The sequence below is a fragment of the Microcystis wesenbergii NRERC-220 genome, from assembly GCF_032027425.1.
Taxonomy (GTDB): Bacteria; Cyanobacteriota; Cyanobacteriia; order Cyanobacteriales; family Microcystaceae; genus Microcystis; species Microcystis wesenbergii_A.
Map to the genome: position 1 here is coordinate 1285003 of NZ_JAVSJA010000001.1, position 21976 is coordinate 1306978.

The following is a 21976-nucleotide window of genomic DNA, read 5'->3' on the forward strand; positions in this document are numbered from 1 at the left end:
TGATATTGACAATGGCGACTGATGAAAATTTTAATTATGGGTGGAACCCGATTTATCGGTGTTTCTTTGACTAAAGTGTTAGTAGAACAGGGTCATGAGGTAGTATTATTCAATCGTGGCAATAAACCCGCCCCGGTTGCTGGAGTACGACAGATACAAGGCGATCGCACTGACCCAGAGCAACTGCAAGAAAAGCTGAAAAATGAGAGTTTTGAGGCAATTTTCGATAATAATGGCAGAGAATTAAGGGATACTCAGCCCCTTGTCGAAATTTTTAAGGACAGAATCGGGCATTTCGTCTATGTTAGCTCGGCGGGGGTTTATTTAAAATCTGACCAAATGCCCCATAAAGAAGGGGATAAACTAGATGCCAAAAGTCGCCACAAGGGAAAACACGAGACAGAAAACTATTTAAGCGAGATGGGTTTACCCTGGACTTCCATCCGTCCGGTTTATATCTACGGACCGGGCAACTATAATGACCTAGAAGCTTGGTTTTTTGACCGTTTGGTTCGTAATCGTCCTATTCCTATACCCGGTCATGGGGAACATTTTACCCAATTTGGTCACGTTGTCGATCTAGCTAAGTCCATGGCGGCAGTATTGGGTAATTCTCAGGCTATTGGTCAAGTGTATAATATTTCAGGCGATCGCTATGTAACTTTTAACGGTTTAGCGAAAGCTTGCGCGGCAGCGATGGGGAAAAATGCCGAGGAAATCGAGATTGTTAACTATAACCCCAAAAAATTTGACTTCGGCAAAAAGAAACCTTTCCCCCTGCGGGTTCAACATTTCTACGCTGATATCAATAAAGCCATCCGTGAGTTAAACTGGCAGCCTGAATATGATCTCGTCAGTGGTTTAAAAGACTCCTTCCAGAATGATTATCTCGCTTCTGGTCGCGATCAGCAAGAAATAGACTTGGCGATCGATGACCAGATCTTGGCAGACCAATAAAATTAATTTTCCGGCGGGGAAGTGGCCCGTGGCAAGTGGGCAATGGGATTAAATTTAGCGAACGGGGTGGTAGTTTTAAAGTCCGTTTACCTGTCTAAAAAGATCGATAATAGAAAAAATACCTTCTGCCGAGCGGTCACTGTTAATGGCTTCTAATTGGGATATCTTGTTAATGCAAGCGGCGCGTCAGGGCAATCTGGCGCGAGTTCAAGCTTTACTAAGTCAGGGGGCAAATGTCAACGCCACTGATGCCCAAAATACTACGGCTTTAATCTATGCCGTGCAGGGGGGGCATGGGGAAATTGTGGCGATTTTGCGGGAATTTGGGGCTGATATCAACAAAAGTAAACAACCCCAAGGTTTAAGCCCCCTTATGTTAGCGGCGGCCCTCAATCACGGTGAAATCCTCGCTCAATTAATCGCCGCCGGTGCTAATATCAATCAGGTCAATCAAGATGGTACACCAGCACTAATGATCGCCATTTATAAGGGTCATATAGCGATCGCAGAACAGTTATTAATCGCCGGCGCTCGGGTCAATATGCGCGATCGGGATGGAGATACGGCTTTATCTGTAGCTATTAGCCAAAATTACGCCGCAATTGTCCGTTTACTGCTCAACAGTGGTGTAGATGAAGAAATCCGTCAAGAAGCTTGGTTACAGGCTCTCGTCGCCAATCGCCCGGAAATCCTCGAATTGTTTATTAACCGTGGTATGCCCCTCGATTCTCCCACTTTATCTGGGGAAACTCCCCTAATTTTGGCTGTAGAGAAGGGAAATCTCGGCAGCGTACAAACTTTACTGCAAGCGGGAGCCAATCCGAATATTAGCACGGAGGAGGGAGAAACTGCCCTGATGATCGCCGCTGCTGAGGGATATTTCCATATTGTCCGACTTTTACTCGCTCAGGGGGCTAGTATTGACAATCAAAATCAGGCCGGAGAAACGGCCCTGCATCTAGCGACGATCGAAGGACATTTAGAGATCGTCCGGGCCTTACTACAAGCCGGCGCTTTTGTCAATCACCGTAACCATTTTGGTGATACACCCTTGCTCATCGCCACGATGCAAGGATACGAAGCGATCGTTTTAGAATTGTTAAAACAGGGGGCGGATCCTAACCTAACTCAGCAGGGAGAAACACCATTAACTTTAGCTCTACAGGGCAAATTTACGGAAATCTGCCGTTATCTCCTCGACTACGGGGCCAATCCCAACGCCGTTTATCCCGATGGCCAAACCGTCCTTATGAAAGCTTGTGAGGGCAATAATAGTCAATTGGTGCGCCGGTTAATCGATATCGGTGCTGATGTCAATAAACTCGATTTTAGCGGCGCTTCCGCTTTAATGTCGGCCAGTTATCACGGTTGTCTCGACACGGTTAAAGTTTTGTTAGACCGGGGAAAAGTGAACTTAAATCAGAAAAATCCCGGGGGAATGACCGCTTTAATGTTAGCTAAATTTAATCACCATCAGGCGATCGTTTCTTTATTACAACAAGCAGGAGCGATCGAGTAATACTAAATCCGTTGAGTAACACACAGAAAACGGGTTTCTCCGAGAAACCCGTTTTCTCTCCGAGAAACCCGTTTTCTCGGCAGGAGATTATTTTTATTTATTCTTCCCATCACCCCACACCCTGCCCCCACGAGAAACTTTTTGCCGCAACCCCTAGATAGTCAACAGCTTACCATGACCACAGTGATATTATCGGAACCGCCGGCTTTTTTGGCCGCTGCCACTAAATTCTCGACAATTTCCTGACAATCAGCACCGGTTTGCAAATAATCGCTAATTTCCTCGTCGGAAACTTCTTCCGTCAAACCATCACTACAGAGAATTAAACTATCGCCGGATTGCACATCGAGGGGAGATACCGTCGCTGGGGGCAAATTGCGACGACCAAGACATTGAAATAAAACGTGCCGCCAAGGGTGGTTTTTCGCTTCTTGTTCGGACATATCGCCCATTCTCATCGCCCTAGCTACCCAAGTATGATCTTCCGTCACCTGTTCTAATTTTTGCTCACGAAAGCGATAGAGACGGGAATCACCAATATGGGTGTACCAAGGTCCATCATCTCGGAAGATAGCCATGACTAGGGTTGTCCCCATGTCCTGTCTTTCAGGATTTTTCAGCTGATCTTCAATAATCTTCTCGTTAGCGGCAGTAATTGCCTCCTGCAGCAATTCCCCGGCAGCCAGGTCAGAATTCCAGTGTTCTTCTAGATGAGCTTGGATAGTTTTAGTGGCGATTTGACTAGCTTCCTCGCCCCCCGCATGACCCCCCATACCATCAGCAACGATAAAAAAGCGCTGCTCGGGGTCGATATAATAACTATCCTGATTAACCGATCGCACTACACCAGGATCGGTCATTCCCCCAAAAGAAAGATTGTTCATCGAAATTTCTGCTGCTAACACAATATTTATTATCCTGCGATCAATTACATCATACGATCCTGACGTTCAATTTTTCGCCAAAGTCTCAAGAGGGCTATCCCCGGCAGCAGCGAAATCGCCATCGGTACTAAAGTTAACCAACCAAAACCATTGACAAATAGAAGAGTCGCTGAGATAAGCAAAGCACTGATCAGTAAAGTATAGTTGGTTCCCATTTGAATCATACCCAATCGCCGCAAAAGTCGATCGGATTCGCTGGAACGTACCCGGACGCGGATATCACCCCGTTCTAATTTTTCGATCGTATCATCGATGCGTCGGGGTAAACTCAGGGCGGTGCTGCTCACTTGGGCCGCTTGTCGTCCTAACTCATCGAGGATATTACTGCCATTATTTCCTGTCATATCATTTACTAATTGCAGGGCAAAAGGTTGGGCCACTTCCATAAAGTTAAATTCAGGATCGAGTCCTTTGCCTACCCCTTCCAGGGTAGAAAATGCTCGCATGACGAAGGTAAAGGTAGCAGGAAAGCGAAAAGGCTGATCGTAGGCGATTTCATAGAGATCATCGCTGATAGCGGCCACGGATTGCTCCTCAAAGGGTTTATCCATGAAGTTATCGAGCATATACTGGATCGATCGCCGCACTGCTCCCATATCACCATTAGCAGTTAATGCTCCTAAATCGACCAGAGAAGTGACCACGCGATCGGCATCTTTTTGGGCAATTCCCAAGAGAGTCTGCATTAATTTTTCGCGCACATTGGTTTTAATTTGTCCCATCATGCCGAAATCGTAGAAAATTAAGGAGCCATCACTATCAACGGCGATATTGCCAGGGTGAGGATCCGCGTGAAAAAAGCCGTTATTGAGCAGTTGAATTAGATAGGCTTTTGCCCCCAGTTTAGCCAACAATTTGCGATCGAGTCCAGCCGCTTCTAGGGCCTCATAATGACTGATTTTGATGCCAGGGAGGTATTCTAGGGTTAAAACCCGGGGAGAGGTGTAGCGCCAATAGACTTTTGGCACTTTCACCCAATCTTCCCCGCGAAAATTACGGCGAAAAGTGTCAGCGTTACGACCTTCGTTAAGATAATCGGTTTCTTCCCAGAGAATTTTACAGCATTCTTCATAAATACCCGTCCAATCGCGACCTTTACCCCATTTGGGATGATTTTGGAAGTATTGGGCGATTTTTTTCAGGATAGCCAGATCGATACTAAATAATTTTTTCAATCCGGGCCGTTGGACTTTGACCACCACATCTTCCCCGCTGTTCAGTTGGGCCCGGTGAACTTGCCCTAAACTAGCGGCTGCTAGGGGGATAGGATCGAAGCTTTTAAAGAGTTTATTGAGGGGTTTACCGAGGGATACCTCGATAATTTTGCTGGCCTGTTCGTAGGTAAATGCGGGAACCTGATCCTGTAGTTTCGAGAGTTCTTCCACATATTCCAGGGGAAAAAGATCGGCGCGGGTGGAGAACAGTTGACCGACTTTAATAAAAGTCGGTCCCAATTCTAGCATGGTTTCCCGAATCCAAGCGGCCTGTTTTCTCCGTCTGCCGGCGAGTTTTTCTTGGCTATAGCCACCGTTATAGCTCCATTTTTTACCGTTGAGCCAGAATTGATAAAGTACAGTCAGAACGAATCGCCAAATATCTAGACGACGACGATTGATGGAATAGCTTTCTCGATTCCAACGATAGCTATTTTTGGCGACTTGGAGGGCCGGCATTGCTGGGTTTAACTCTGGGGTAACGGGGACAGGGAGAAGGGCTGACACGCAATTTTTGGGGCTTTAAAGCGACTAAAAGGGGGTTTTGGGTTAATTACGATGGTTTTTTAGTTCCGAGCGCAATTGGGCGATTTCGGCGCGCATTTCGTCGATGTTTTCCTGCACATCGGCACTGGAGGAACCACTGGACTCTGTACCAGTATATACTCCCTTTTCCATGGCTCGATCGGCTCTCATTTGCACTTCTTCGACGAATTGCCGCAGGTTTTCCCGTTGTTCGGCATCAAATTTGCCTAATTCGCTTAAAGCGTTGGTAAACGCATCTTCTAGCTGTTCACTGACCACTTCAGCGATCGCTCGTCCGAGGAAAAAGGCGTGAATAACGGGGTTAGTCATAATCTTAAATGGATGTTTTCGCTTCGGGGTTTGTGGACGGGAAAGGCGATAATAGATTCCCTAACTACTAGGTTAGGCGACAGAACCAGAAAAGGCAAATCGTTTTTCTGAAAACGGAGGTGAGACGGGGAGGTTAATCAACAAAATTAGGGGAAATAAAGGGTGCTAAGGGAGCAGAATCCGGTCCGCTCGCGTCGAGAATTATCGCTGAAATCAACCCAATTAGCGAAATAATAGTGTCATCGACAATATCAGTCTCCGGAGAGTTAAGATGCTCAGAAAACGTTTATTAATCCCCTTAATATTATCCCTAGTCACTTTTGGTCTAGTGGTGGCCTGTAATTCCGGCACTCCCACCAGTCAAACTAACCCCAGTCCCGCAGAAAACGCCGCCACTGCTGCTATTCCCATCGGTGCCGCTTTAGCTCAAACCAGCAATCTCGCCCTATTGGGACAGGAACAGGTGATCGGTGTCAAGATGGCTGAAACATATTTTAATAAAAAGGGCGGAGTCAATGGAACACCGATTAAAGTTATTATCCAGGATGTGGCCGGGGATGAACAGGGCGCGATCAACGCCATTAATACCCTAATCACTCAAGATAAGGTGGTGGGTATTCTTGGTCCGTCCCTGTCCCAGCAAGCTTTTGCCGCTAGTCCGATCGCCGATCGAGCCAAAGTTCCCATTCTCGGCCCGTCTAACACGGCTAAAGGTATCCCCCAGATCGGTGAATATGTGGGTAGGGTGTCCGCTCCTGTGGCTGTGGTCGCTCCCAATGCAGTTAAAACCGCTTTAAAAATCGATCCCAAGATTAAAAAAGTGGCTGTCTTTTTTGCCCAAAATGATGCTTTTAGTAAATCGGAAACGGAAACTTTTCAAGAAACCCTGAAGAGTTTAAATCTTGATATTGTCACCGTGCAGAAATTCCAAACCACCGATACAGATTTTCAAAACCAAGCCACCGCCGCTATTAATATTAAACCGGATTTAGTGGTTATTTCTGGTTTGGTTGCTGACGGGGGCAATTTGGTCAAACAGTTGCGACAATTAGGCTATCAAGGGTTAATTATTGGGGGCAACGGTTTAAATACTTCTAATATTTTCCCGGTTTGTCAAGCTCAATGTGATGGTATTCTCATCGCTCAAGCTTATAACCCGGAATTAGATAATCCTATTAATCGGGATTTTGTCGCCGCTTATACAGCAGAAAATAAAAAAGCACCGCCCCAATTTACCGCTCAAGCTTTTACGGGAATTCAAGTTTTTGTCGAGGCCTTAAAACGGGTAGATGATAAAAATAAACTCAGTACACTTTCCCTCGAACAAATTCGCCAACAATTAAATCAGGAAATTTTAGCGGGTAAGTATGTCACTGTCTTGGGAAATATTGCTTTTACTCCCGAAGGAGAAATCATTCAGGATAAATTCTCCGTGGCACAAATTAAAATGGATGCCGATGGTAAAAATGGTAAATTTACTTTTGTGAAAAATTAATAAGTAAAGGGTTCTTCTCATTTCTACCTCGTTGCAAGGATCTCCCTTGCAACGCACTTCCAGAGGTTCTAGCTTTTGTGTAATACTAAATCCTGTTTAAAGTATTCAAGACTGTTAAAGTCGAGTCCAAAATCAACATAATCCTGTTCTGACTTGCAATGTTCTATTCAATTAATTTCTCATAAAAGAAAAATGTAGGTTGGTTTTCACTTTCTTCGGAAATTCTTCCTAAGTTTTCGTGTACCCTAATTCTTGCTCTCAGCTAGTTCGGGAATTTCTGGCGATTATTAGTAGTGAAATTTACAGGAAACAATAACAATTTCTTGATCAGACACGCTATCAACTAGGCGATGTTCTTTTCTAATGCGTCGTGACCATAATCCTGATAGTTCATGTTTTAATGCTTCTGGTTTTCCTAATCCAGAAAAAGGCTCTCTTTGAACATCTTTAATAAGGCTGACAATTTTAGCGTAAACTTTTTTGTCTGCGATCGCTCATTGGTTAAACTCATCAAAACTTCGGGTTAGAAAGGCGACTTTCCTCATAAGTTAGCAGCATCTACATAAATATAACTATCAGGATTTTTCAGAGATTGGTAATGATTTGGTAGTAGTGGCGTAGCCCTCTTGCTTATCCGGTATGAAGTGTGTCAAATATTTATTAATAAAAATAATTGGAACCCGATCAGTCTTTATACCTCTAGCTTGCTCATGACTTTTCTGATAAATATCTTTTTGTGGCTCCTGTCTGGCTTACTCAAATATCAGTCTAGCACCGAACAAAATCACCCCTCTAGTCCGACTCTATTCCCCTGTCCGGTGTTGTAGTTCTCACCATAGTAAGCTGCCCGCGCATTTAAATTGCTTGTTGAGACGAGGCAAGAGGCACTCTTGCAAGAGGCAACAGTAAAGGGATTGGGGGAGATTCGGCTAATCTTAAGAATAAGCGCTTTAAATGCGTCTTAGCTTATCAAGAATGGTTCTATTCATAATGGAAAACCCAAACGTCAATGTAAAGAATGTGGTCAACCGTTTGTGATCAATCCCACTAATAAGTAGGTAGGCGAAAAAACTTATAAAATAGTAGAGAACCCTTTGTGGAGGAGGAATCAAACCTTGCCAGCCCCTCTAAAAATTGGTTTAAGTGAAGAAGAAGACAAAAACCTGCTAGAACTGCAAAAACTTGCAGGAATTCCTTATAGGGTCAAGGAGAGAGCCGAAATCATTCGACTTAGGCATTATGGATGGTCAGTGGAGAAGATAGCCCAATATCTGGACTTCCCCCATACAGAAATACTAAAAAATCAACAAAACCCTTACTGCCTGGAGCTTCTCAGAAAAAATTGAAAAGAGGCTACTGGGTACATTTTTCCCTTGAAAATGGCTGTACCGTTGACTGTATCTGGAGTAGAGCGATTCCGTAGAGTTGGCTGTATAGTGATCGCTAACCTTATTGTAACAGATGGTGTCATTAATCTCTAGAGTCAGCGATTCACTCTGTAGCCATGTTTTTGCTGGTTTTCTGCCCCGAAACAAGCTATAATGGTCGAAAGGTCAAATTTGAAAATTTTTGCCTCAAACCCTATCTGCGTAAGGACTTCAGGATTTTGTGTCCAGTAGTTAATTAGTATTATATTGCTTTAACTCAGGCTCTGTAAGACTTTTAGCCATAGCTAGTATGTTTATACGGGGGAAGTCCAGCAATACAAGCAAATCATCCCAGTTGCCTTAGCCACACAGTTGGGAGCTTTTTCCTCTGACATTCATCTGATTGATGGGCTACCTATTCCCTTGTGTTCTTTTCGTCGCGCGGCTGGCTGTCATCTCTTTCCCGACCTAGCTACCTATGGATACTGTGCCGCCAAGAGGCCAACCTACTATGGCTTTCATGGTCATTTGCTAGTGACTGAGACGGTTATTATTACGGGTTTTTGCCTCACCTCTGCCAATGGGACTGAACGAGAAGCTCTTTGGGATTTCGTCCCTTCGATTAAGGGGCTACTCATCGGAGATAAGGGCTATCTGTCCGCTCCACTAAAAGCCGAACTGCAACAGTATGGTATCCAATTGGATACTCCCTGTCGTTCCAATATGCAGGATTTGCGTTCCCCTAACTATCTCAAGCTACTCCAGAGAACCAGACGTTTGAGCGAAACTGTGATTGGACAACTCAGTGAGCGTTTTTCGATAGAAAAGGTGTGGGCAAGAGATTTCTGGCATTTAATCAGTCGTCTGAACCGTAAGCTTTTAGCTCACACAGTTTGCTACTGGCTTAATCGTCATAGCCCTGACCCCTTGCAGTTTCAGTTCCTTGTCTCCCCTTAGTTGCACATCGCGTGATAACTGATTAAAGTACCATTTCTCTGGTGGCTTCTGCATCTATGGGTTTAATCAGATACAATCGCAATAGATCGCCAACGATACCTAGCTTTGACACTCCCCGCTCTAAAGAGACGGGGATTCTTGGTTCACAGAGATTACTTGCTTAGACAGAATTGCTTCTGAAAAAGTAGAGGTATTCTCTCCCCAAGCGTTTATCGGATCTAGCCCGAAAGTTCCCGTATGCCCTACGGTACTTAACCCTTTTTTAAGGATATTGATAGCGGCGTTTTCATCCCTATCTAAAACACACCCACATTTACACTGATGGGTTCTAGTCGATAAAGATTTCTTAACAATTTCACCACAGTTTGAACAGTTTTGGCTTGTATAATTCGGTGAGACAGCAATCGTTATCTTGCCGAATTTAACCCCAAAATACTCTATCCATTCCCGAAACTGATACCAGGCCGCATCATTTATCGATTTAGCTAGACAATGATTCTTGACTAAGTTCTTAACTCTTAAATCCTCGTAGGCTATCACATCGCTAGAGTGAACTACGCACCGTTCGGCTGAGCTCACGGCCGAAGCCTTGCTAATTTCACAGCAAAGTCTTTACGTTGCCTACTTACTTTAAGGTGAGCTTTAGCTAATCTTTGTCTAGCTTTTTGACGATTTTTACTTCCCTTTTTCTTTTTAGATAATCGCCTTTGAAGTCGTTTTAATCGTTTCTCAGACTTTCTCAAGAATTGAGGATTATCAACCTTGTCGCCATTGTGATCTGTATAGAAAGAAGCCAAACCTACATCTAAGCCAATACACTTACCTGATGGTTTAACATCTTCTTTAACGTCACAAGAAAGGACAAATTGACAATAATAACCGTCCGCTCTCCGAATCAACCTAACCCGTTTAATATCGGATTCTTGAAAGTACCCTAAATCCCAAGTTCCTACCAACTTAAGAACACCAATGTTTTTCTTGTCAGTGAACTTAACAGTTTTAGGGCTAAGAAGCTTCCATCCTGATTGTTTGTATTCAACAGAGCGAGATTTTTTAAATTGAGGATACCCCTTTTTGCCTGATACTTTACGTTTACAGTTGTCGTAAAAACGACTAATTGAACTCCAAGCACGTTCAGCACTTGCCTGTCTAGCAGTTGAATTAAGTTCATCGGCAAATTTAAAGTCCTGAGCTAATTCTTGAGAATATCGGTATAAATCGTTCTTACCCGTACCTTTTGTATCCATCCATAACCTTACACATTTGTGACGGATGAATTGAGCAGTACGAATAGCATCGTCTATGGCTTGATACTGTTGAGTTTTAGCTTTAACTTTAAACTCTAAGACAAACATTTTACGCAGGGGGGACTTAGACAAAATCAGTATAGCACAATAAAAGTTAAGTTAACAAGATATAGTTTAAAAAGCCGTCCTAAAAGGACGGGGCTTTAACCCAAAATTTCGGTAAGGGTAACTTACGGACTGTTTTTAGCCATTGAGGAGCGCTACTTTCATCGATCGCTTTTAATTGTAAATTACGTTCGGCACAACGGTTTAAACGGGGGAAAAATTGGGGATGGTCCACATTTAAAATGGTGGGAAAAGCGCGAGCGGAGGTATTATTAGTCTGACGAATTACCTCTTGATCAAAAGCGATCGCATCCATTCCCAAAGCATCATAAAAGTCTGAGCGTTCGCGTACAGTTAAACTATGGGTAGCAAAGACGGAAAGCAGGAAAAAACGACTCCATAATCTCGATCGCCAATTATTCCACAATTGCGGTTTAGCTCGCAGTAAGGTTTTAAAGATATCTCCGTGGCGATTTTCGTCCTGACACCAACTCTCAAAGTAATTAAAGAGAGGATTAAATTTATACTGGGGATGTTCTTCTAAATGACGATAAATGAGGATATACCGCCAATAACCGATTTTTTCGGAGAGATAAACCGTATATAATACCCATTCAAGGGGGAAAAAGGTGTAGGTACGGTTTTTGGTAATTTTGGCTAGATCGAGGGAAATATTAAAGTCAGCCATGGCTTTATTGAGAAATCCTGCATGGCGCGCCTCATCTCTAGCCATAAGATGAAATATCTCCCCTAACAAGGGATTACGGCTTTTTAGTTGTCGTGACAGTTCCTTGAATAACAAAAAGCCAGAAAATTCGGAGATACAGGAGCGTTCTAGGTAATCTATAAAAGCATTTCTGGTTTTTTCATCGAGATTGTCTTGATAGTTCTCAAATCCTTGCTGACGTTCAAAGTGATGCCGGTTATAATCGGTCCGCATCTCCTCTAACATCGCTTTGATTTCGGTTTCTTGCTCAGAAAGGTCAAAATTAGCGGCAGCCTCAAAATCGGTGGTATAAAAACGCGGGGTGAGGATAGTTTCGCGCAGAACAGCTTTTTTCTGGGAGGGAGGTTCGACGGTAGTTACCATGATGGAAATTACTTGACTACATAGCTATATAGGATTTTAAACATAAATAGGTAAGCCAATGATAAATATTAAGTTTTATCAATATTTTGGGCAGTAGTGAGGGAGGGAATCAGACAAGGGAGCGAGCCGATTAGGGAAATAGGGAGTAGAATAGAAAGGTTGTGAGTCTATAACTATCGTTAAAATACTATGGCTTGTCCCAAGAAGAAAACCTCAAATGCCAAGCGCGACCAACGGAGAGCGCACTGGAGAAAGCAAGCGGCTCGGGAAGCGCAAAAAGCCTTATCTTTGGGTAAATCTGTCCTTTCTGGTCGTTCTAACAGCTTTGTCTATCCCACTAAAGAGGAAGAAGAAGGGGAAGACGAGGAATAACTTGATAGTGGGGAGTGAGGTAGAGAAAACCTTTTCGCTCCCTAATATTTTAAGATTTGTTTAGGGTTTTCGTTGTGAGTCTCAACTAATGTTAGGCAAATTCTTTAAAAAACCAGAATCTCCCGATCAAGACCGAGTTCCCCCGGGCCAATATCTCGCTAGTGGTTTTCCTGTCCTTACCTACGGGGATACTCCCCAAATCAAGACCGAGGAATGGTTATTTAAGGTTTGGGGAAAGGTGGCCACGACTAAAATTTTTAACTGGTCGGATTTTATGGCCCTACCGCAGTGGGAATTTACCAAGGATTTTCACTGTGTCACCCGTTGGTCAAAATTAGATGTGACTTGGACGGGAATTAAGGTATCGGATTTTATCACCTTAATTGACCTGCTGCCAGAAGCTACCCACGTCATGCAACACTGTTACGGGGGTTATACCACTAACCTGACCCTAGAGGAATTCCTGCACGAGGATAATTTTTTCGCTTTTCAACTGTTTGGTCAACCTTTACCCCCCGACCACGGGGGTCCGCTGCGCTTAGTTGTCCCCCATCTCTACGCTTGGAAAAGTTCTAAATGGATTAATGGCTTAGAATTTCTCGATCGAGAGCAATTGGGTTTCTGGGAACGTAATGGCTACCATCGACGGGGTGATCCCTGGTTAGAGGAACGTTATGGCGGTTTTTAACCAGTTTTGGCTTAAAATCGGGTGATAAGTAATAGGACAAAATTAACTTCTTGGTTAGGATAGGCAAAAGGCAGCAGGCAAGAGGCAAGGGGTAGTTAGATATGTGTAATTAATTGTGTCTGGCTACATTACATTACATTTTGGGCGCACGCAGTTCGATAAACTCACTGACCACGATGCGCCCCTACCATTGGGGAAATAATATTATTGTAGGGGCGAATTGCCTTCGCCCTCTTTTAATAACTTCTGCTAATTACGATAAAACGCTGTAGACTGTGTTATGTGAAGATAATTAGCCACAAAGAAAACTAGAAAAAAATTAACTGATAACTGATAAACCTTCACTGATAACTGTTATTTTTCTGCTGCCCAACTGTCGGGAGTGTAGGTTTTTAATGCCAAAGCATGGATGGCTTCGGTAGCCAGTGCCGATTGTAAAGCGCCATAAACCATTTGATGCTGTTTAACGCGGGTTTTGCCAGCAAATTCCCCGGAAATAACCACCGCTTCCAAATGATCACCACCTCCCGTCAAATCCCGAACCATCACTTGTGCATCGGGGATTTGTTCTTGAATCATCGCTTCTACTTGGCGAAAGTCAACCATCGTAACTCCTCAAAACAATTAAAGATACTCTCATCCCATTGTTACCGAAAGCTCGTCAATGGGGACAAAATTTACTGCTGTGGGGGGGAGTTGTTAGGAGTTGCCGAGGTGGGAGTCGGTGCGGAGATGGGTGTGCTGACAAATCCCATCTCGTAGAGTTGTTGATAGCTTTTTTGTCCTAATTCACTGGTGGGGTTTTGGGATTGAATCACCTGAATTAACAAAGGAACCGCCAATTCTGGCTGATTTTGCGCCCTATGGACCAAAGCAAGCTTATAGGTGGCTTCATCCCGCAGTTGTCCCGTGTTTAAAGCACTTTGACGCTGAGAATCGAATACTTTCGGGTCAATTCCTGAGAAACTATTAGCTAATTGCAGATGATAGTTAGATAGTTGGTTAAAAATCCGGCGCGCTTGATTGAGTTTGTCCACAGCGACATCGTATTTAGCGGCATTAATAGCGGCGTTCGCTTCTTCCACTAAACGTTGTCCCCCCTGAAGACTCAACAGACTATCAGCTTGATTTAAGGGTTTTAATTCGTTAGGATCACTGGCGGGATTGTTAGAGTCGGGGGTTTGTGCTTGTCCGTCAGGTGCGATCGCAATCACTAAACCGATCACCAGAGTGAGCAGATAAATTAAACTATAAGGCTGTTTTCGCTTAACCATAAAATTTCTCGACTTAATGTTCCTGAGGGGAACGGCTATTTTTTTTAACATCGACAACTGACCTATAGTAGCTTTTTTGGGGCAGTTTCGATCCGACCCCAGCTTTCTAGACGTTAGCTCTAGCGGTTTTGTCGCCATGGCAAGCGCTGATTTTTCCCGAAAAATCAGTACAAGTCCCCAAAAAGTTAATTTATCCCCCCGATTAATTGTTTAAATACCGATAATTCACCCCTTGGCAAGCTGCCCAGATAGAATAAAGAAAAAGTAGGAGTTTATTTAAAATGTCTTTATCACTGATTACTCGTAAGTTTACGGTGGAAGAATACGAAAAAATGACAACCGAGGGAATAATCAAACCCGATGAAAAAGTGGAATTAATTCGAGGAGAAATTATCAAAATGTCACCGATGGGAACCCGTCATGCTTCTAGTGTAGATAGATTAATACAATTATTCTATCAAAAGTTAGGACATAAAATTATTCTCAGAGTGCAAAATCCGATTAGATTAAATAATAACTCTCAACCAGAACCAGATTTAAGTTTACTAATACCTCGCCCAGATTTTTACGTTGCTGCCCATCCCTGTCCCGAAGATATTTATTTAATTATTGAAGTTTCTGATTCTACCCTCGATTATGATCGCTATACTAAAATCCCTCTTTATGCAGAAGCAAATATTAAAGAGGTTTGGATTGTCAATCTCAAGGAAGAATGTTTAGAAGTTTATCGCCATCCTCTGAATGGTAGTTATCAAGCTATGCAGAAATACTCTATAAATGAGAGGGTTTTTATGACATCTTTTCACGATATAGAATTCACTATTGCAGAAATATTAGGAGTGTAGTTAAAATGTCTTTATCACTGATTACCCGTAAGTTTACGGTGGAAGAATGCGAAAAAATGGCAACCCAGGCAATAATCAAACCCGATGAAAAAGTGGAATTAATTCGAGGAGAAATTATCAAAATGTCACCGATGGGAACCCGTCAGGCTGCTGGTATTTATCGATTAACACAGTTATTTTATCGAAAATTTGGCGATCTTATTCTCTTAGGAGTGCAAAATCCGATTAGATTAAATAATAATTCTCAACCAGAACCAGATTTAAGTTTACTAATACCTCGATCAGATTTTTATGTTGCTGCCTATCCTTGTCCTCAAGATATCTATTTAATTATTGAAGTTTCTGATTCTACCCTCGATTATGATCGCTATACTAAAATTCCTCTTTATGCAGAAGCAAATATTAAAGAGGTTTGGATTATCAATCTCAAGGAGGAATGTTTAGAAGTTTATCGTCATCCGCTGCAGGGTAGTTATCAAAATATTCAGAAATATTATCGAGGTGAAAGTATTTTTATTGAATCCTTTCCAGAAATAGAGTTAACTTTAATTGAAATACTCGGTAATATTTGTTAAATTAAATTATAGAGCGTTTCTTATACCATTTTCTTTATTTCTGGCAGGCATCCTACTATTATTTTTCTAAGAGATGGCGGTACTTTTCTCCGAGATTTTCCGTTGCTTTGGTTAATTTTCCCTTGTCGTCTAAGATGGGTAGTTTCATGATTTCCGATGAAGCTTTAATTAAAAGTAGTACCTCCCGAAACTTGGCCACGTCTTCCTCTAGATGAGGATTAAAAGTAGCTCGTGACTCCAGTTCGGTTAAACTCTTAATAGCTCTACTATTCAGACTATTAATGAGGTATTGTAACTCCTTAATTCTGCGCTGAACTTGTCCTAAAAAACTCTTACTTTTATCTAATTGAGCTATTTTATTATTCACTTCCTTGGCGTATTCGATAGCTTTACTTAGGGCTTTTTTCCCTTCTCCTCCTAAGACAAAACCACCAATCATTAAAGCAGGTCCGACGGTAATACCTCCTAAAACCACTGTTCCCAAAGCCATACCACCACCACCGGCAGCTAAAGAACCACCTCCTAACCATGCTAAGGTAGCATTCCAAGCAGCTGCCCCACTAAGTCCACTAATTGCTGTTCCTGTACTAGCAGTACCGAAAAGACCAATTAATCCTAGGGTTCCCTGACTGGCTGCCGAGGCGACTCCCACTGCTTTTAAACTCCCCACAGCCAAACTTTGCGCGTCTAACACTTCTGCTTTAAATTCCTTGAATTGTTGGGCAGAAAATCCCTCAAACCCTTCTAAGAAGCGTTGATGGGATGGGGAGTAATTTTGACCAAGTCTTTGACCAATTCTTTGATCAATTCGTCGAACAAACTTAACAAATCTGCCGATAGTGTTGATTTTGACATTAATTTGCAGTTGACCGTATTCTTCCGCGAATTTTTGGGTAGCTTGAAACTTTTTTTCTAGAGATTTATTGGCTTTTTTGTATCTTTGTTCGGCACTTTTGCCAATTTTTTCCGCCTTTTGTAGCTTGGATACACCATCAGCACCCGCACTAACACCCACACCAGCAGTAACTAAGGCCGCCGCACCAAGAATAATCGGGATAATAAAGATCATGAGAAAAGCTCCTAGTCTATTCAGTTTTGTAAAATTCTACCAACATAGTTAAAAAAAAATCAAGGGGGTGCATCTCACACTTGCAGAAATACCGATAATCAGCAATTATCAGTGACTCTTAAATTATGGCTCTTCTCGACTTTGTGTGATAATTTTTGCTTATGAAATCGTGAAATGTTTACTGGGAAAGACTTTTAGGACTATTTTGTTAAATAAACTATCAGTATAGACCTCATTTCCACACAGAAACCAGAAGAGCCTAAATTATTACAGATGCGTCAGCGGCTGCCTGTAAGCATCCCACCGAAAAACTAATGCGCTCCGGGGTTTGGGGGGTTCTACCCCCCAAAAGCCTGGATTGAGTAATAAAATTAAAAGTAAAGCCCAATTTTAAAAGAGAGTTTCCCCGTAAAAATCCCAACTTGCTAGATTGACAAAATTGTATCGGTAGAATCACTGAATAGCTGATAGCTGGTAGCTGCGGATTTATAACTTGCGTTCGTAACTTAACAAGGTATTTTTTAATAACATTGCCACCGTCATCGGACCGACACCCCCGGGAACAGGAGTAAGATAACTAGCCACTTCTAAAACCCCAGCATAGTCCACATCTCCCACCAAACCGTCAGCGACACGATTAATCCCCACATCCACCACCACCGCACCCGGTTTTACCATATCTTTAGTGATTAAATTGGCTTTACCGACCGCAGGTACTAAAATATCGGCACTTCTGGTTATTTCTGCCAGATTTTCCGTGCGCGAGTGAGCAATAGTTACCGTAGCGTTTTCCTCCAATAACATTAAAGCTAAAGGTTTCCCCACTAGAATACTGCGACCCAGTACCACCGCGTGCTTACCGGCTATGGAAATATTATATTCTTTCAGCAGTGCCATGACCCCCGCAGGAGTACAACTGCGGATACAGTCCTCACCCCGCACTAAACCGCCTAAATTGAGAGGATGTAAACCATCAGCATCTTTTTTCGGGTCAATTTGGTAGAGAAGGGAAACCGCGTCTAAATGCTTAGGTAAAGGTAATTGAATTAAAATCCCGTCCACCCGCTCATCTTGATTGAGACGGACAATTTCCGCTAAAATTTCTAGTTCACTTGTATTGGTGGGAAAATGACGACCAAAAGAGGCCATGCCGATTTTAGTACAAGCTTTCTCCTTATTGCGGACATAAACGGCACTAGCAGGATTATCCCCCACCATCAACACCGCTAACCCCGGAGGTCTTCCCATTGGAGATTTTAGCGTCTGGATGCGCTCTCCTAGACCAAGCTGGATTTTTTGAGCTAAGGCTTTCCCGTCGAGAATTTGGCAAGTAGTTACGGACATTCTATGATAATACCGAGAACAAAAATCTTTCGGATCTATTCTATGGTCAAAAAGATTGGCTAATCGCACTCGTTAAGGTTAAAGCAAGAATGTCTATTCAGACTCGTGTAGGGCGCATCGGCAGTTTATTATTATTGCTAGGGTTATTCGGTTGTAGTACCCTTGCTGACCTCGGTATTGCCGTTCCCTACATCGGTGATCCTCCCCTAACAGCGATCGAGCAATTACAGGAAAAACCAAAAGGCACTTTAGTTTATCTTAGGGGAACTGTGAGCAATTATGCCCCTTTTTTAGCGGGAGGGGCCTATCTTTTGCAGGATAGTTCGGGCAAGATTTGGATTCGCACCAATAGCAATAAATTACCCCGTCAAGGCGAAGAAATCGTCATTAAGGGCAAAATTGACTTTGAGGCTATTCCCCAGGGTTCCCAAACTGTTAACGAATTGTATGTGGTGGAATTAGAACAGATGGATGCAGTAGCGGTTAATTCTGTTCCTACTCCTTCCCCGTCCCCAGAAATTAAACCTTCCCCCACCTCAGAAGTTAAACCCCCAGAAAATAATTCTCCCCCGGTCTCCACTAAACCCCTGGAAAATCCCCGACAGGTGACAATTCCCAGCGCAGCTGAAACGAAACCCCCAGAAACTACCGTCGTTACCCCCGTTAAACCCAATCCCCCCGCGCAACCCGTCGCGGAAGCGATTCCCCCCAAACCCCCCGCAGTGGTTAAACCCATCCCAGATCCCCTCGATGCTTTCTTTTTACCCCATAAACAAAGCGAGAAAAACAGTAATCAGTAATCAGTAGCGGGGCAAACAGATGGAGAGTAAAGTTTATGACAAAGCTTATAAATTTGCCATTAGGATTGTTAAAGGCTATAAATATTTGTGTGAGACTAAACAAGAATATGTTTTGTCAAAACAGCTATTAAGGAGTGGCACTTCAATCGGGGCTAACATTGCCGAGGCTAATGGAGCTATTTCTCAAGCTGATTTTCGAGCTAAAATGTCAATAGCTTATAAGGAATGTCTAGAAACAAAGTATTGGCTGTCTCTATTGAAAGACACGAATTACATAGAGGAAAGAGCCTTTCAAAGTATCAATGATGACGCAGAGGAAATTGGTAAAATGCTTTGGGCTATTCTAAAAACCTGCCAAGAAAATACCAAAAACCGATAACTGATAACTGATAACTGATAACTGATAACTGATAACTGATGATATTTGTTGCTTTGGCGATTTTGGAACAGGACGGTCGATTTTTAATGCAGTTGCGCGACGACATCCCGACGATTCTCTATCCGGGGGTGTGGGGTTTATTTGGTGGTCACTTGGAAGCGGGTGAAAGTCCAGAAATAGGGTTAAAACGAGAGTTAAAAGAAGAAATTAACTACGAAGCCCCTAGTTTACGCTATTTTCGCTCTTATAACGATGATAATCTCTCCCGTTATCTTTATCATGTACCCCTGACCCTGGAATTAGAAAAATTAGTGCAAACGGAAGGGCAAGATTTAGCTTTATTACCCCCAGATGCCATCCGTCAAGGGGAATACTATTCCCAGAAGATTAATCAGACTCGTCCTTTAGGAAAAATTCATCGCCAGATATTACTCGATTTTATAGAACTAGAATTATAGTGGATATTAGAGCCAGACAAGGAACTCCCCTATCTATACGAAAGTCGTAGTTAACACTGCTCCTCACCTCCCTCGAAGGCAAAATGCTCCCGCTTTTTGAATGGCTTTATCTAAACGTCAATCTTATTTTGGCTTTGTCTTTATGAACCAGTCGCGTCCCTCGTTCGTTTCCGTGCAGAAACTCCTATCTGGAGGTGCGATCGCTACCCTAGCAGTTAGTTCCCTGATGGTTCTCACCCCCGCAGCCAAAGGGGAAAAACCCTTAGAAGATAACCCGAAAGCAGTCATCGACCAGGTTTGGCAAATTGTTAATAATGAATTTGTAGACCGTAGTTTTCATCAAATTGATTGGCAAAAAAAACGTCAAGAATTGTTAAGCAGAAATTATACTAATCCCCAACAAGCTTACACGGCAATCCGGGAAGCGTTAAAGGAATTGGGTGATACTTATACCCGTTTTTTAACCCCTAGTGAATTTTCTGTCCTCACCAGTCAAACTTCTGGAGAATTATCGGGAATTGGCATACGTTTAGCCCTCGATAAACGCACTAGCGATCTGATCGTTGTCGATACGGTGAAAAAATCCCCCGCCAAGGAAGCAGGAGTGAAAAGCGGCGATCGCTTGATCAGAATTAACGGCAAACCCACCGCTTTAATGACCTTAGAACAAGCAATGGAAGCCCTACAGGGAGAAGTGGGTACTAGCGTTAGTTTACAGCTGGCCCGTCCCGATCAAGGGGTATTTGAAGTGACTTTGACCCGGGTAGATATCGAAATCCCCTCGGTTAGCTATACCCTTAAACAGGAAGGTGGGGTGAAAGTTGGTTATATTAAACTGGATGAATTTAGTTCCCACGCAGCCGAACAAATGAAAGAGGCGATCGAGGAATTAAGTCAACAACAGGTATCCGGCTATGTTCTCGATCTGCGGGGCAACCCCGGGGGTTTGCTATTTGCTAGTGTCGATATCGCTCGTATGTGGATGAAACAGGGCAAAATCGTTAGCACCATTGATCGACGGGGCGGCGATCGCCAATTTATCGCCAATAACACCGCTATTACCGATTTACCCCTCGTGGTCTTGGTCAATAAAGGTTCCGCCAGCGCCAGCGAAATCCTCGCCGGGGCGCTGAAAGAAAATGGCCGGGCGACTTTAGTGGGTACATCGACTTATGGCAAGAGTACCGTCCAATCGGTACACACCCTCTCCGATGGTTCCGGATTAGCGGTGACAATTGCCCGTTATTATCCCCCCAACGGCGAAAATATCTACAAAAAAGGCATTAAACCCGATGTGCAGATCGAGTTAACCCAGGAACAACAACTGCGCTTCCGCGATGATCCTTCTTTGCTGGGAACTAAGGATGATCCCCAGTATCAACAGGCGATCTCACTCCTACAATCCCATAGTGTTAAACGTCCTGGCACCGGCAATCTCAATAACCCTTTGAGTAGTCGGGCTGAATAATTGTCCTGGGAAATCTGGGGAAACGGCGACTGTTTCGGCGAAATGGCGATTCTAGAACAGCCTTTAAAGCATTTAACAGCGCTCTCTCTCGCTCCCGTGCAGTTGCTCGTGATTCCCGCCCAAAGATTTCTGCAGCTACAAATTCTGCAACTAAGCATAAGACGCAGTATAAAACTGTATCTTCGGCTACAAATGCTCGATTATTCGCCAAAAAGTCAACTGCTCAAAACCTCACACCCTGCTCTATAATTCCCGACGACCTTCTAAAGCTCTCGCTAAGGTTACTTCATCAGCGTATTCTAGATCGCCGCCCATGGGCAACCCGAAAGCGATACGGGTAACTTTAGTGAAGGGTTTCAGTAAACCCCCAATATACAAAGTCGTGGTTTCTCCCTCGACACTGGGACTGATAGCTAAGATAACTTCCTGAATTTTTTTCTGGCTGACTCTGGTGACTAAAGACTGTATATTTAATTGATCCGGTCCAATCCCATCCATAGGTGAGATAACACCGCCCAAAACGTGATATTTGCCCGAATATTCCCTTGTTTTCTCCAAAGCAATCACATCTCTGGAGTCAGCTACCACACAGATAGTCCCCGTTTCTCGGTTGGGATTGCGGCAAATTTCACAAATCGGTTCGGCCGAAAGATGAAAACAAACCTGACATAATCCTACTTGTTTTTTCGCTGCTACGATCGCCTGGGCCAATTCGATCGCATCTTGTTCTGGTCGTTTGAGAATATACAGGGCCAGACGTTGGGCGCTTTTAGGTCCGACTCCGGGTAATTTTTGTAACTGCTCGATCAAACGAGCTAAAGGCGGTGTATAAATAGCAGTTAATCCTCTTATCAGTTATCAGTTATCAGTTATCAGTTATCAGATTTGAGTTTTCAAGTGAGCAGTGTTAAATGGAAGTTTCCTACTGTCTTTTCACTGTTTACTGGTCACTGT

General features: G+C 43.3%; 23 protein-coding genes and 4 pseudogenes. 16 read left to right on the plus strand and 11 right to left on the minus strand.

Annotated features, from left to right (window positions below):
• The first annotated feature begins 21 nt into the window (after positions 1–21).
• Complete coding sequence (locus tag RAM70_RS06185) at positions 22–957, plus strand: NAD-dependent epimerase/dehydratase family protein (RefSeq protein WP_312672819.1); 936 nt, start codon at positions 22–24, stop codon at positions 955–957.
• A 145-nt stretch (positions 958–1102) separates the two neighbouring features.
• Positions 1103–2476, plus strand: coding sequence for an ankyrin repeat domain-containing protein (locus tag RAM70_RS06190; protein WP_312672820.1), 1374 nt, complete (start codon positions 1103–1105; stop codon positions 2474–2476).
• Between the two features lie 161 nt (positions 2477–2637).
• Here the strand turns inward: RAM70_RS06190 and RAM70_RS06195 are convergent, their stop codons facing one another.
• From RAM70_RS06195 to RAM70_RS06205, 3 genes are all read right to left on the minus strand, one after another.
• Positions 2638–3360: a Stp1/IreP family PP2C-type Ser/Thr phosphatase gene (locus tag RAM70_RS06195; protein ID WP_045359565.1), complete on the minus strand. Its 723-nt coding sequence runs from the start codon at positions 3358–3360 to the stop codon at positions 2638–2640.
• 44 nt (positions 3361–3404) lie between these two features.
• The gene (locus tag RAM70_RS06200) at positions 3405–5093 is read right to left on the minus strand and encodes an ABC1 kinase family protein (RefSeq protein ID WP_152607008.1); all 1689 of its coding nucleotides are present in this window, start codon (positions 5091–5093) and stop codon (positions 3405–3407) included.
• A 90-nt stretch (positions 5094–5183) separates the two neighbouring features.
• The gene (locus tag RAM70_RS06205; protein WP_045359548.1) at positions 5184–5489 is read right to left on the minus strand and encodes a DUF6825 family protein; all 306 of its coding nucleotides are present in this window, start codon (positions 5487–5489) and stop codon (positions 5184–5186) included.
• A gap of 271 nt (positions 5490–5760) precedes the next feature.
• On the opposite strand from RAM70_RS06205, the gene RAM70_RS06210 reads away from it, so the two are divergent.
• Positions 5761–6984 carry an ABC transporter substrate-binding protein gene (locus RAM70_RS06210; protein ID WP_271955860.1) on the plus strand — a complete coding sequence of 408 codons (1224 nt, stop codon included), beginning with the start codon at positions 5761–5763 and terminating at the stop codon, positions 6982–6984.
• 287 nt (positions 6985–7271) lie between these two features.
• Here the strand turns inward: RAM70_RS06210 and RAM70_RS06215 are convergent, their stop codons facing one another.
• Positions 7272–7475 (minus strand): Txe/YoeB family addiction module toxin, encoded by a 204-nt coding sequence (locus RAM70_RS06215; RefSeq protein ID WP_072024843.1) that lies wholly within the window; start codon positions 7473–7475, stop codon positions 7272–7274.
• 219 nt (positions 7476–7694) lie between these two features.
• Between RAM70_RS06215 and RAM70_RS06220 the strand changes: the two are divergent.
• The 4 genes and pseudogenes from RAM70_RS06220 to RAM70_RS06235 all read left to right on the plus strand — a co-directional run.
• A pseudogene (locus tag RAM70_RS06220) lies at positions 7695–7824 on the plus strand (ISNCY family transposase); the annotation flags it as partial.
• 128 nt (positions 7825–7952) lie between these two features.
• Positions 7953–8039: pseudogene (locus tag RAM70_RS06225) on the plus strand (ISNCY family transposase); the annotation flags it as partial.
• A gap of 60 nt (positions 8040–8099) precedes the next feature.
• The gene (locus tag RAM70_RS06230) at positions 8100–8330 is read left to right on the plus strand and encodes a helix-turn-helix domain-containing protein (protein WP_193745620.1); all 231 of its coding nucleotides are present in this window, start codon (positions 8100–8102) and stop codon (positions 8328–8330) included.
• A 354-nt stretch (positions 8331–8684) separates the two neighbouring features.
• Positions 8685–9308 (plus strand): annotated as a pseudogene (locus RAM70_RS06235) (IS982 family transposase); the annotation flags it as partial.
• A gap of 120 nt (positions 9309–9428) precedes the next feature.
• On the opposite strand, the pseudogene RAM70_RS06240 reads toward RAM70_RS06235, so the two are convergent.
• A pseudogene (locus RAM70_RS06240) lies at positions 9429–10663 on the minus strand (RNA-guided endonuclease InsQ/TnpB family protein).
• 79 nt (positions 10664–10742) lie between these two features.
• The gene (gene acsF, locus RAM70_RS06245) at positions 10743–11750 is read right to left on the minus strand and encodes a magnesium-protoporphyrin IX monomethyl ester (oxidative) cyclase (protein ID WP_045359578.1); all 1008 of its coding nucleotides are present in this window, start codon (positions 11748–11750) and stop codon (positions 10743–10745) included.
• Between the two features lie 189 nt (positions 11751–11939).
• On the opposite strand from acsF, the gene rpmF reads away from it, so the two are divergent.
• Together rpmF and RAM70_RS06255 are read left to right on the plus strand one after the other, a co-directional pair.
• Entirely contained in the window at positions 11940–12122 is a 183-nt protein-coding gene (rpmF, locus tag RAM70_RS06250) for a 50S ribosomal protein L32 (RefSeq protein WP_002742494.1), read from the plus strand.
• 88 nt (positions 12123–12210) lie between these two features.
• A complete protein-coding gene (locus RAM70_RS06255; protein ID WP_045359579.1) occupies positions 12211–12810 on the plus strand; it encodes a sulfite oxidase-like oxidoreductase in 600 nt (199 codons plus the stop codon).
• A 354-nt stretch (positions 12811–13164) separates the two neighbouring features.
• On the opposite strand, the gene RAM70_RS06260 is transcribed toward RAM70_RS06255, so the two are convergent.
• Complete coding sequence (locus tag RAM70_RS06260) at positions 13165–13416, minus strand: BolA family protein (protein ID WP_002755721.1); 252 nt, start codon at positions 13414–13416, stop codon at positions 13165–13167.
• A gap of 71 nt (positions 13417–13487) precedes the next feature.
• Positions 13488–14135, minus strand: coding sequence for a hypothetical protein (locus tag RAM70_RS06265; protein ID WP_312672836.1), 648 nt, complete (start codon positions 14133–14135; stop codon positions 13488–13490).
• Between the two features lie 230 nt (positions 14136–14365).
• On the opposite strand from RAM70_RS06265, the gene RAM70_RS06270 reads away from it, so the two are divergent.
• Complete coding sequence (locus RAM70_RS06270; protein ID WP_045359583.1) at positions 14366–14929, plus strand: Uma2 family endonuclease; 564 nt, start codon at positions 14366–14368, stop codon at positions 14927–14929.
• 5 nt (positions 14930–14934) lie between these two features.
• Positions 14935–15504 (plus strand): Uma2 family endonuclease, encoded by a 570-nt coding sequence (locus RAM70_RS06275; protein WP_288001566.1) that lies wholly within the window; start codon positions 14935–14937, stop codon positions 15502–15504.
• A 58-nt stretch (positions 15505–15562) separates the two neighbouring features.
• Here the strand turns inward: RAM70_RS06275 and RAM70_RS06280 are convergent, their stop codons facing one another.
• The gene (locus tag RAM70_RS06280; protein ID WP_312672842.1) at positions 15563–16573 is read right to left on the minus strand and encodes a hypothetical protein; all 1011 of its coding nucleotides are present in this window, start codon (positions 16571–16573) and stop codon (positions 15563–15565) included.
• A gap of 486 nt (positions 16574–17059) precedes the next feature.
• Complete coding sequence (folD, locus tag RAM70_RS06285) at positions 17060–17917, minus strand: bifunctional methylenetetrahydrofolate dehydrogenase/methenyltetrahydrofolate cyclohydrolase FolD (protein ID WP_045359588.1); 858 nt, start codon at positions 17915–17917, stop codon at positions 17060–17062.
• 89 nt (positions 17918–18006) lie between these two features.
• Between folD and RAM70_RS06290 the strand changes: the two genes are divergently transcribed.
• The 5 genes from RAM70_RS06290 to RAM70_RS06310 all read left to right on the plus strand — a co-directional run bounded on the left by RAM70_RS06290 (position 18007) and on the right by RAM70_RS06310 (position 21271).
• Entirely contained in the window at positions 18007–18717 is a 711-nt protein-coding gene (locus RAM70_RS06290) for an OB-fold nucleic acid binding domain protein (protein WP_312672844.1), read from the plus strand.
• Positions 18718–18736: 19 nt separating this feature from the next.
• Entirely contained in the window at positions 18737–19096 is a 360-nt protein-coding gene (locus RAM70_RS06295; protein WP_002787450.1) for a four helix bundle protein, read from the plus strand.
• A 38-nt stretch (positions 19097–19134) separates the two neighbouring features.
• A complete protein-coding gene (locus RAM70_RS06300) occupies positions 19135–19554 on the plus strand; it encodes an NUDIX hydrolase (RefSeq protein WP_312672846.1) in 420 nt (139 codons plus the stop codon).
• A gap of 142 nt (positions 19555–19696) precedes the next feature.
• On the plus strand, positions 19697–21022 hold the full coding sequence (gene ctpB, locus RAM70_RS06305) for a carboxyl-terminal processing protease CtpB (protein ID WP_045359621.1): 1326 nt from the start codon (positions 19697–19699) through the stop codon (positions 21020–21022).
• Positions 21023–21271 (plus strand): cyclic nucleotide-binding domain-containing protein, encoded by a 249-nt coding sequence (locus RAM70_RS06310; protein WP_052426712.1) that lies wholly within the window; start codon positions 21023–21025, stop codon positions 21269–21271. It begins immediately after the preceding gene.
• On the opposite strand, the gene recR is transcribed toward RAM70_RS06310, so the two are convergent.
• Positions 21266–21856 carry a recombination mediator RecR gene (gene recR, locus RAM70_RS06315; protein WP_043999193.1) on the minus strand — a complete coding sequence of 197 codons (591 nt, stop codon included), beginning with the start codon at positions 21854–21856 and terminating at the stop codon, positions 21266–21268. The two genes, RAM70_RS06310 and recR, sit on opposite strands and share 6 nt — an antisense overlap.
• Positions 21857–21976: the final 120 nt, after the last annotated feature.

Bases quoted from the DNA above. Each gene is read 5' to 3' on its own strand.
- RAM70_RS06205 (WP_045359548.1), bottom strand. From the start codon at position 5,489: ATGACTAACCCCGTTATTCACGCCTTTTTCCTCGGACGAGCGATCGCT.
- RAM70_RS06260 (WP_002755721.1), bottom strand. From the start codon at position 13,416: ATGGTTGACTTTCGCCAAGTAGAAGCGATGATTCAAGAACAAATCCCC.
- rpmF (WP_002742494.1), top strand. From the start codon at position 11,940: ATGGCTTGTCCCAAGAAGAAAACCTCAAATGCCAAGCGCGACCAACGG.
- RAM70_RS06280 (WP_312672842.1), bottom strand. From the start codon at position 16,573: ATGATCTTTATTATCCCGATTATTCTTGGTGCGGCGGCCTTAGTTACT.
- RAM70_RS06270 (WP_045359583.1), top strand. From the start codon at position 14,366: ATGTCTTTATCACTGATTACTCGTAAGTTTACGGTGGAAGAATACGAA.
- RAM70_RS06265 (WP_312672836.1), bottom strand. From the start codon at position 14,135: ATGTTAAAAAAAATAGCCGTTCCCCTCAGGAACATTAAGTCGAGAAAT.
- RAM70_RS06210 (WP_271955860.1), top strand. From the start codon at position 5,761: ATGCTCAGAAAACGTTTATTAATCCCCTTAATATTATCCCTAGTCACT.
- RAM70_RS06300 (WP_312672846.1), top strand. From the start codon at position 19,135: ATGATATTTGTTGCTTTGGCGATTTTGGAACAGGACGGTCGATTTTTA.
- RAM70_RS06275 (WP_288001566.1), top strand. From the start codon at position 14,935: ATGTCTTTATCACTGATTACCCGTAAGTTTACGGTGGAAGAATGCGAA.
- RAM70_RS06290 (WP_312672844.1), top strand. From the start codon at position 18,007: ATGTCTATTCAGACTCGTGTAGGGCGCATCGGCAGTTTATTATTATTG.
- RAM70_RS06295 (WP_002787450.1), top strand. From the start codon at position 18,737: ATGGAGAGTAAAGTTTATGACAAAGCTTATAAATTTGCCATTAGGATT.
- RAM70_RS06200 (WP_152607008.1), bottom strand. From the start codon at position 5,093: ATGCCGGCCCTCCAAGTCGCCAAAAATAGCTATCGTTGGAATCGAGAA.
- RAM70_RS06195 (WP_045359565.1), bottom strand. From the start codon at position 3,360: ATGAACAATCTTTCTTTTGGGGGAATGACCGATCCTGGTGTAGTGCGA.
- ctpB (WP_045359621.1), top strand. From the start codon at position 19,697: ATGAACCAGTCGCGTCCCTCGTTCGTTTCCGTGCAGAAACTCCTATCT.
- RAM70_RS06185 (WP_312672819.1), top strand. From the start codon at position 22: ATGAAAATTTTAATTATGGGTGGAACCCGATTTATCGGTGTTTCTTTG.
- RAM70_RS06255 (WP_045359579.1), top strand. From the start codon at position 12,211: ATGTTAGGCAAATTCTTTAAAAAACCAGAATCTCCCGATCAAGACCGA.
- acsF (WP_045359578.1), bottom strand. From the start codon at position 11,750: ATGGTAACTACCGTCGAACCTCCCTCCCAGAAAAAAGCTGTTCTGCGC.
- folD (WP_045359588.1), bottom strand. From the start codon at position 17,917: ATGTCCGTAACTACTTGCCAAATTCTCGACGGGAAAGCCTTAGCTCAA.
- RAM70_RS06190 (WP_312672820.1), top strand. From the start codon at position 1,103: ATGGCTTCTAATTGGGATATCTTGTTAATGCAAGCGGCGCGTCAGGGC.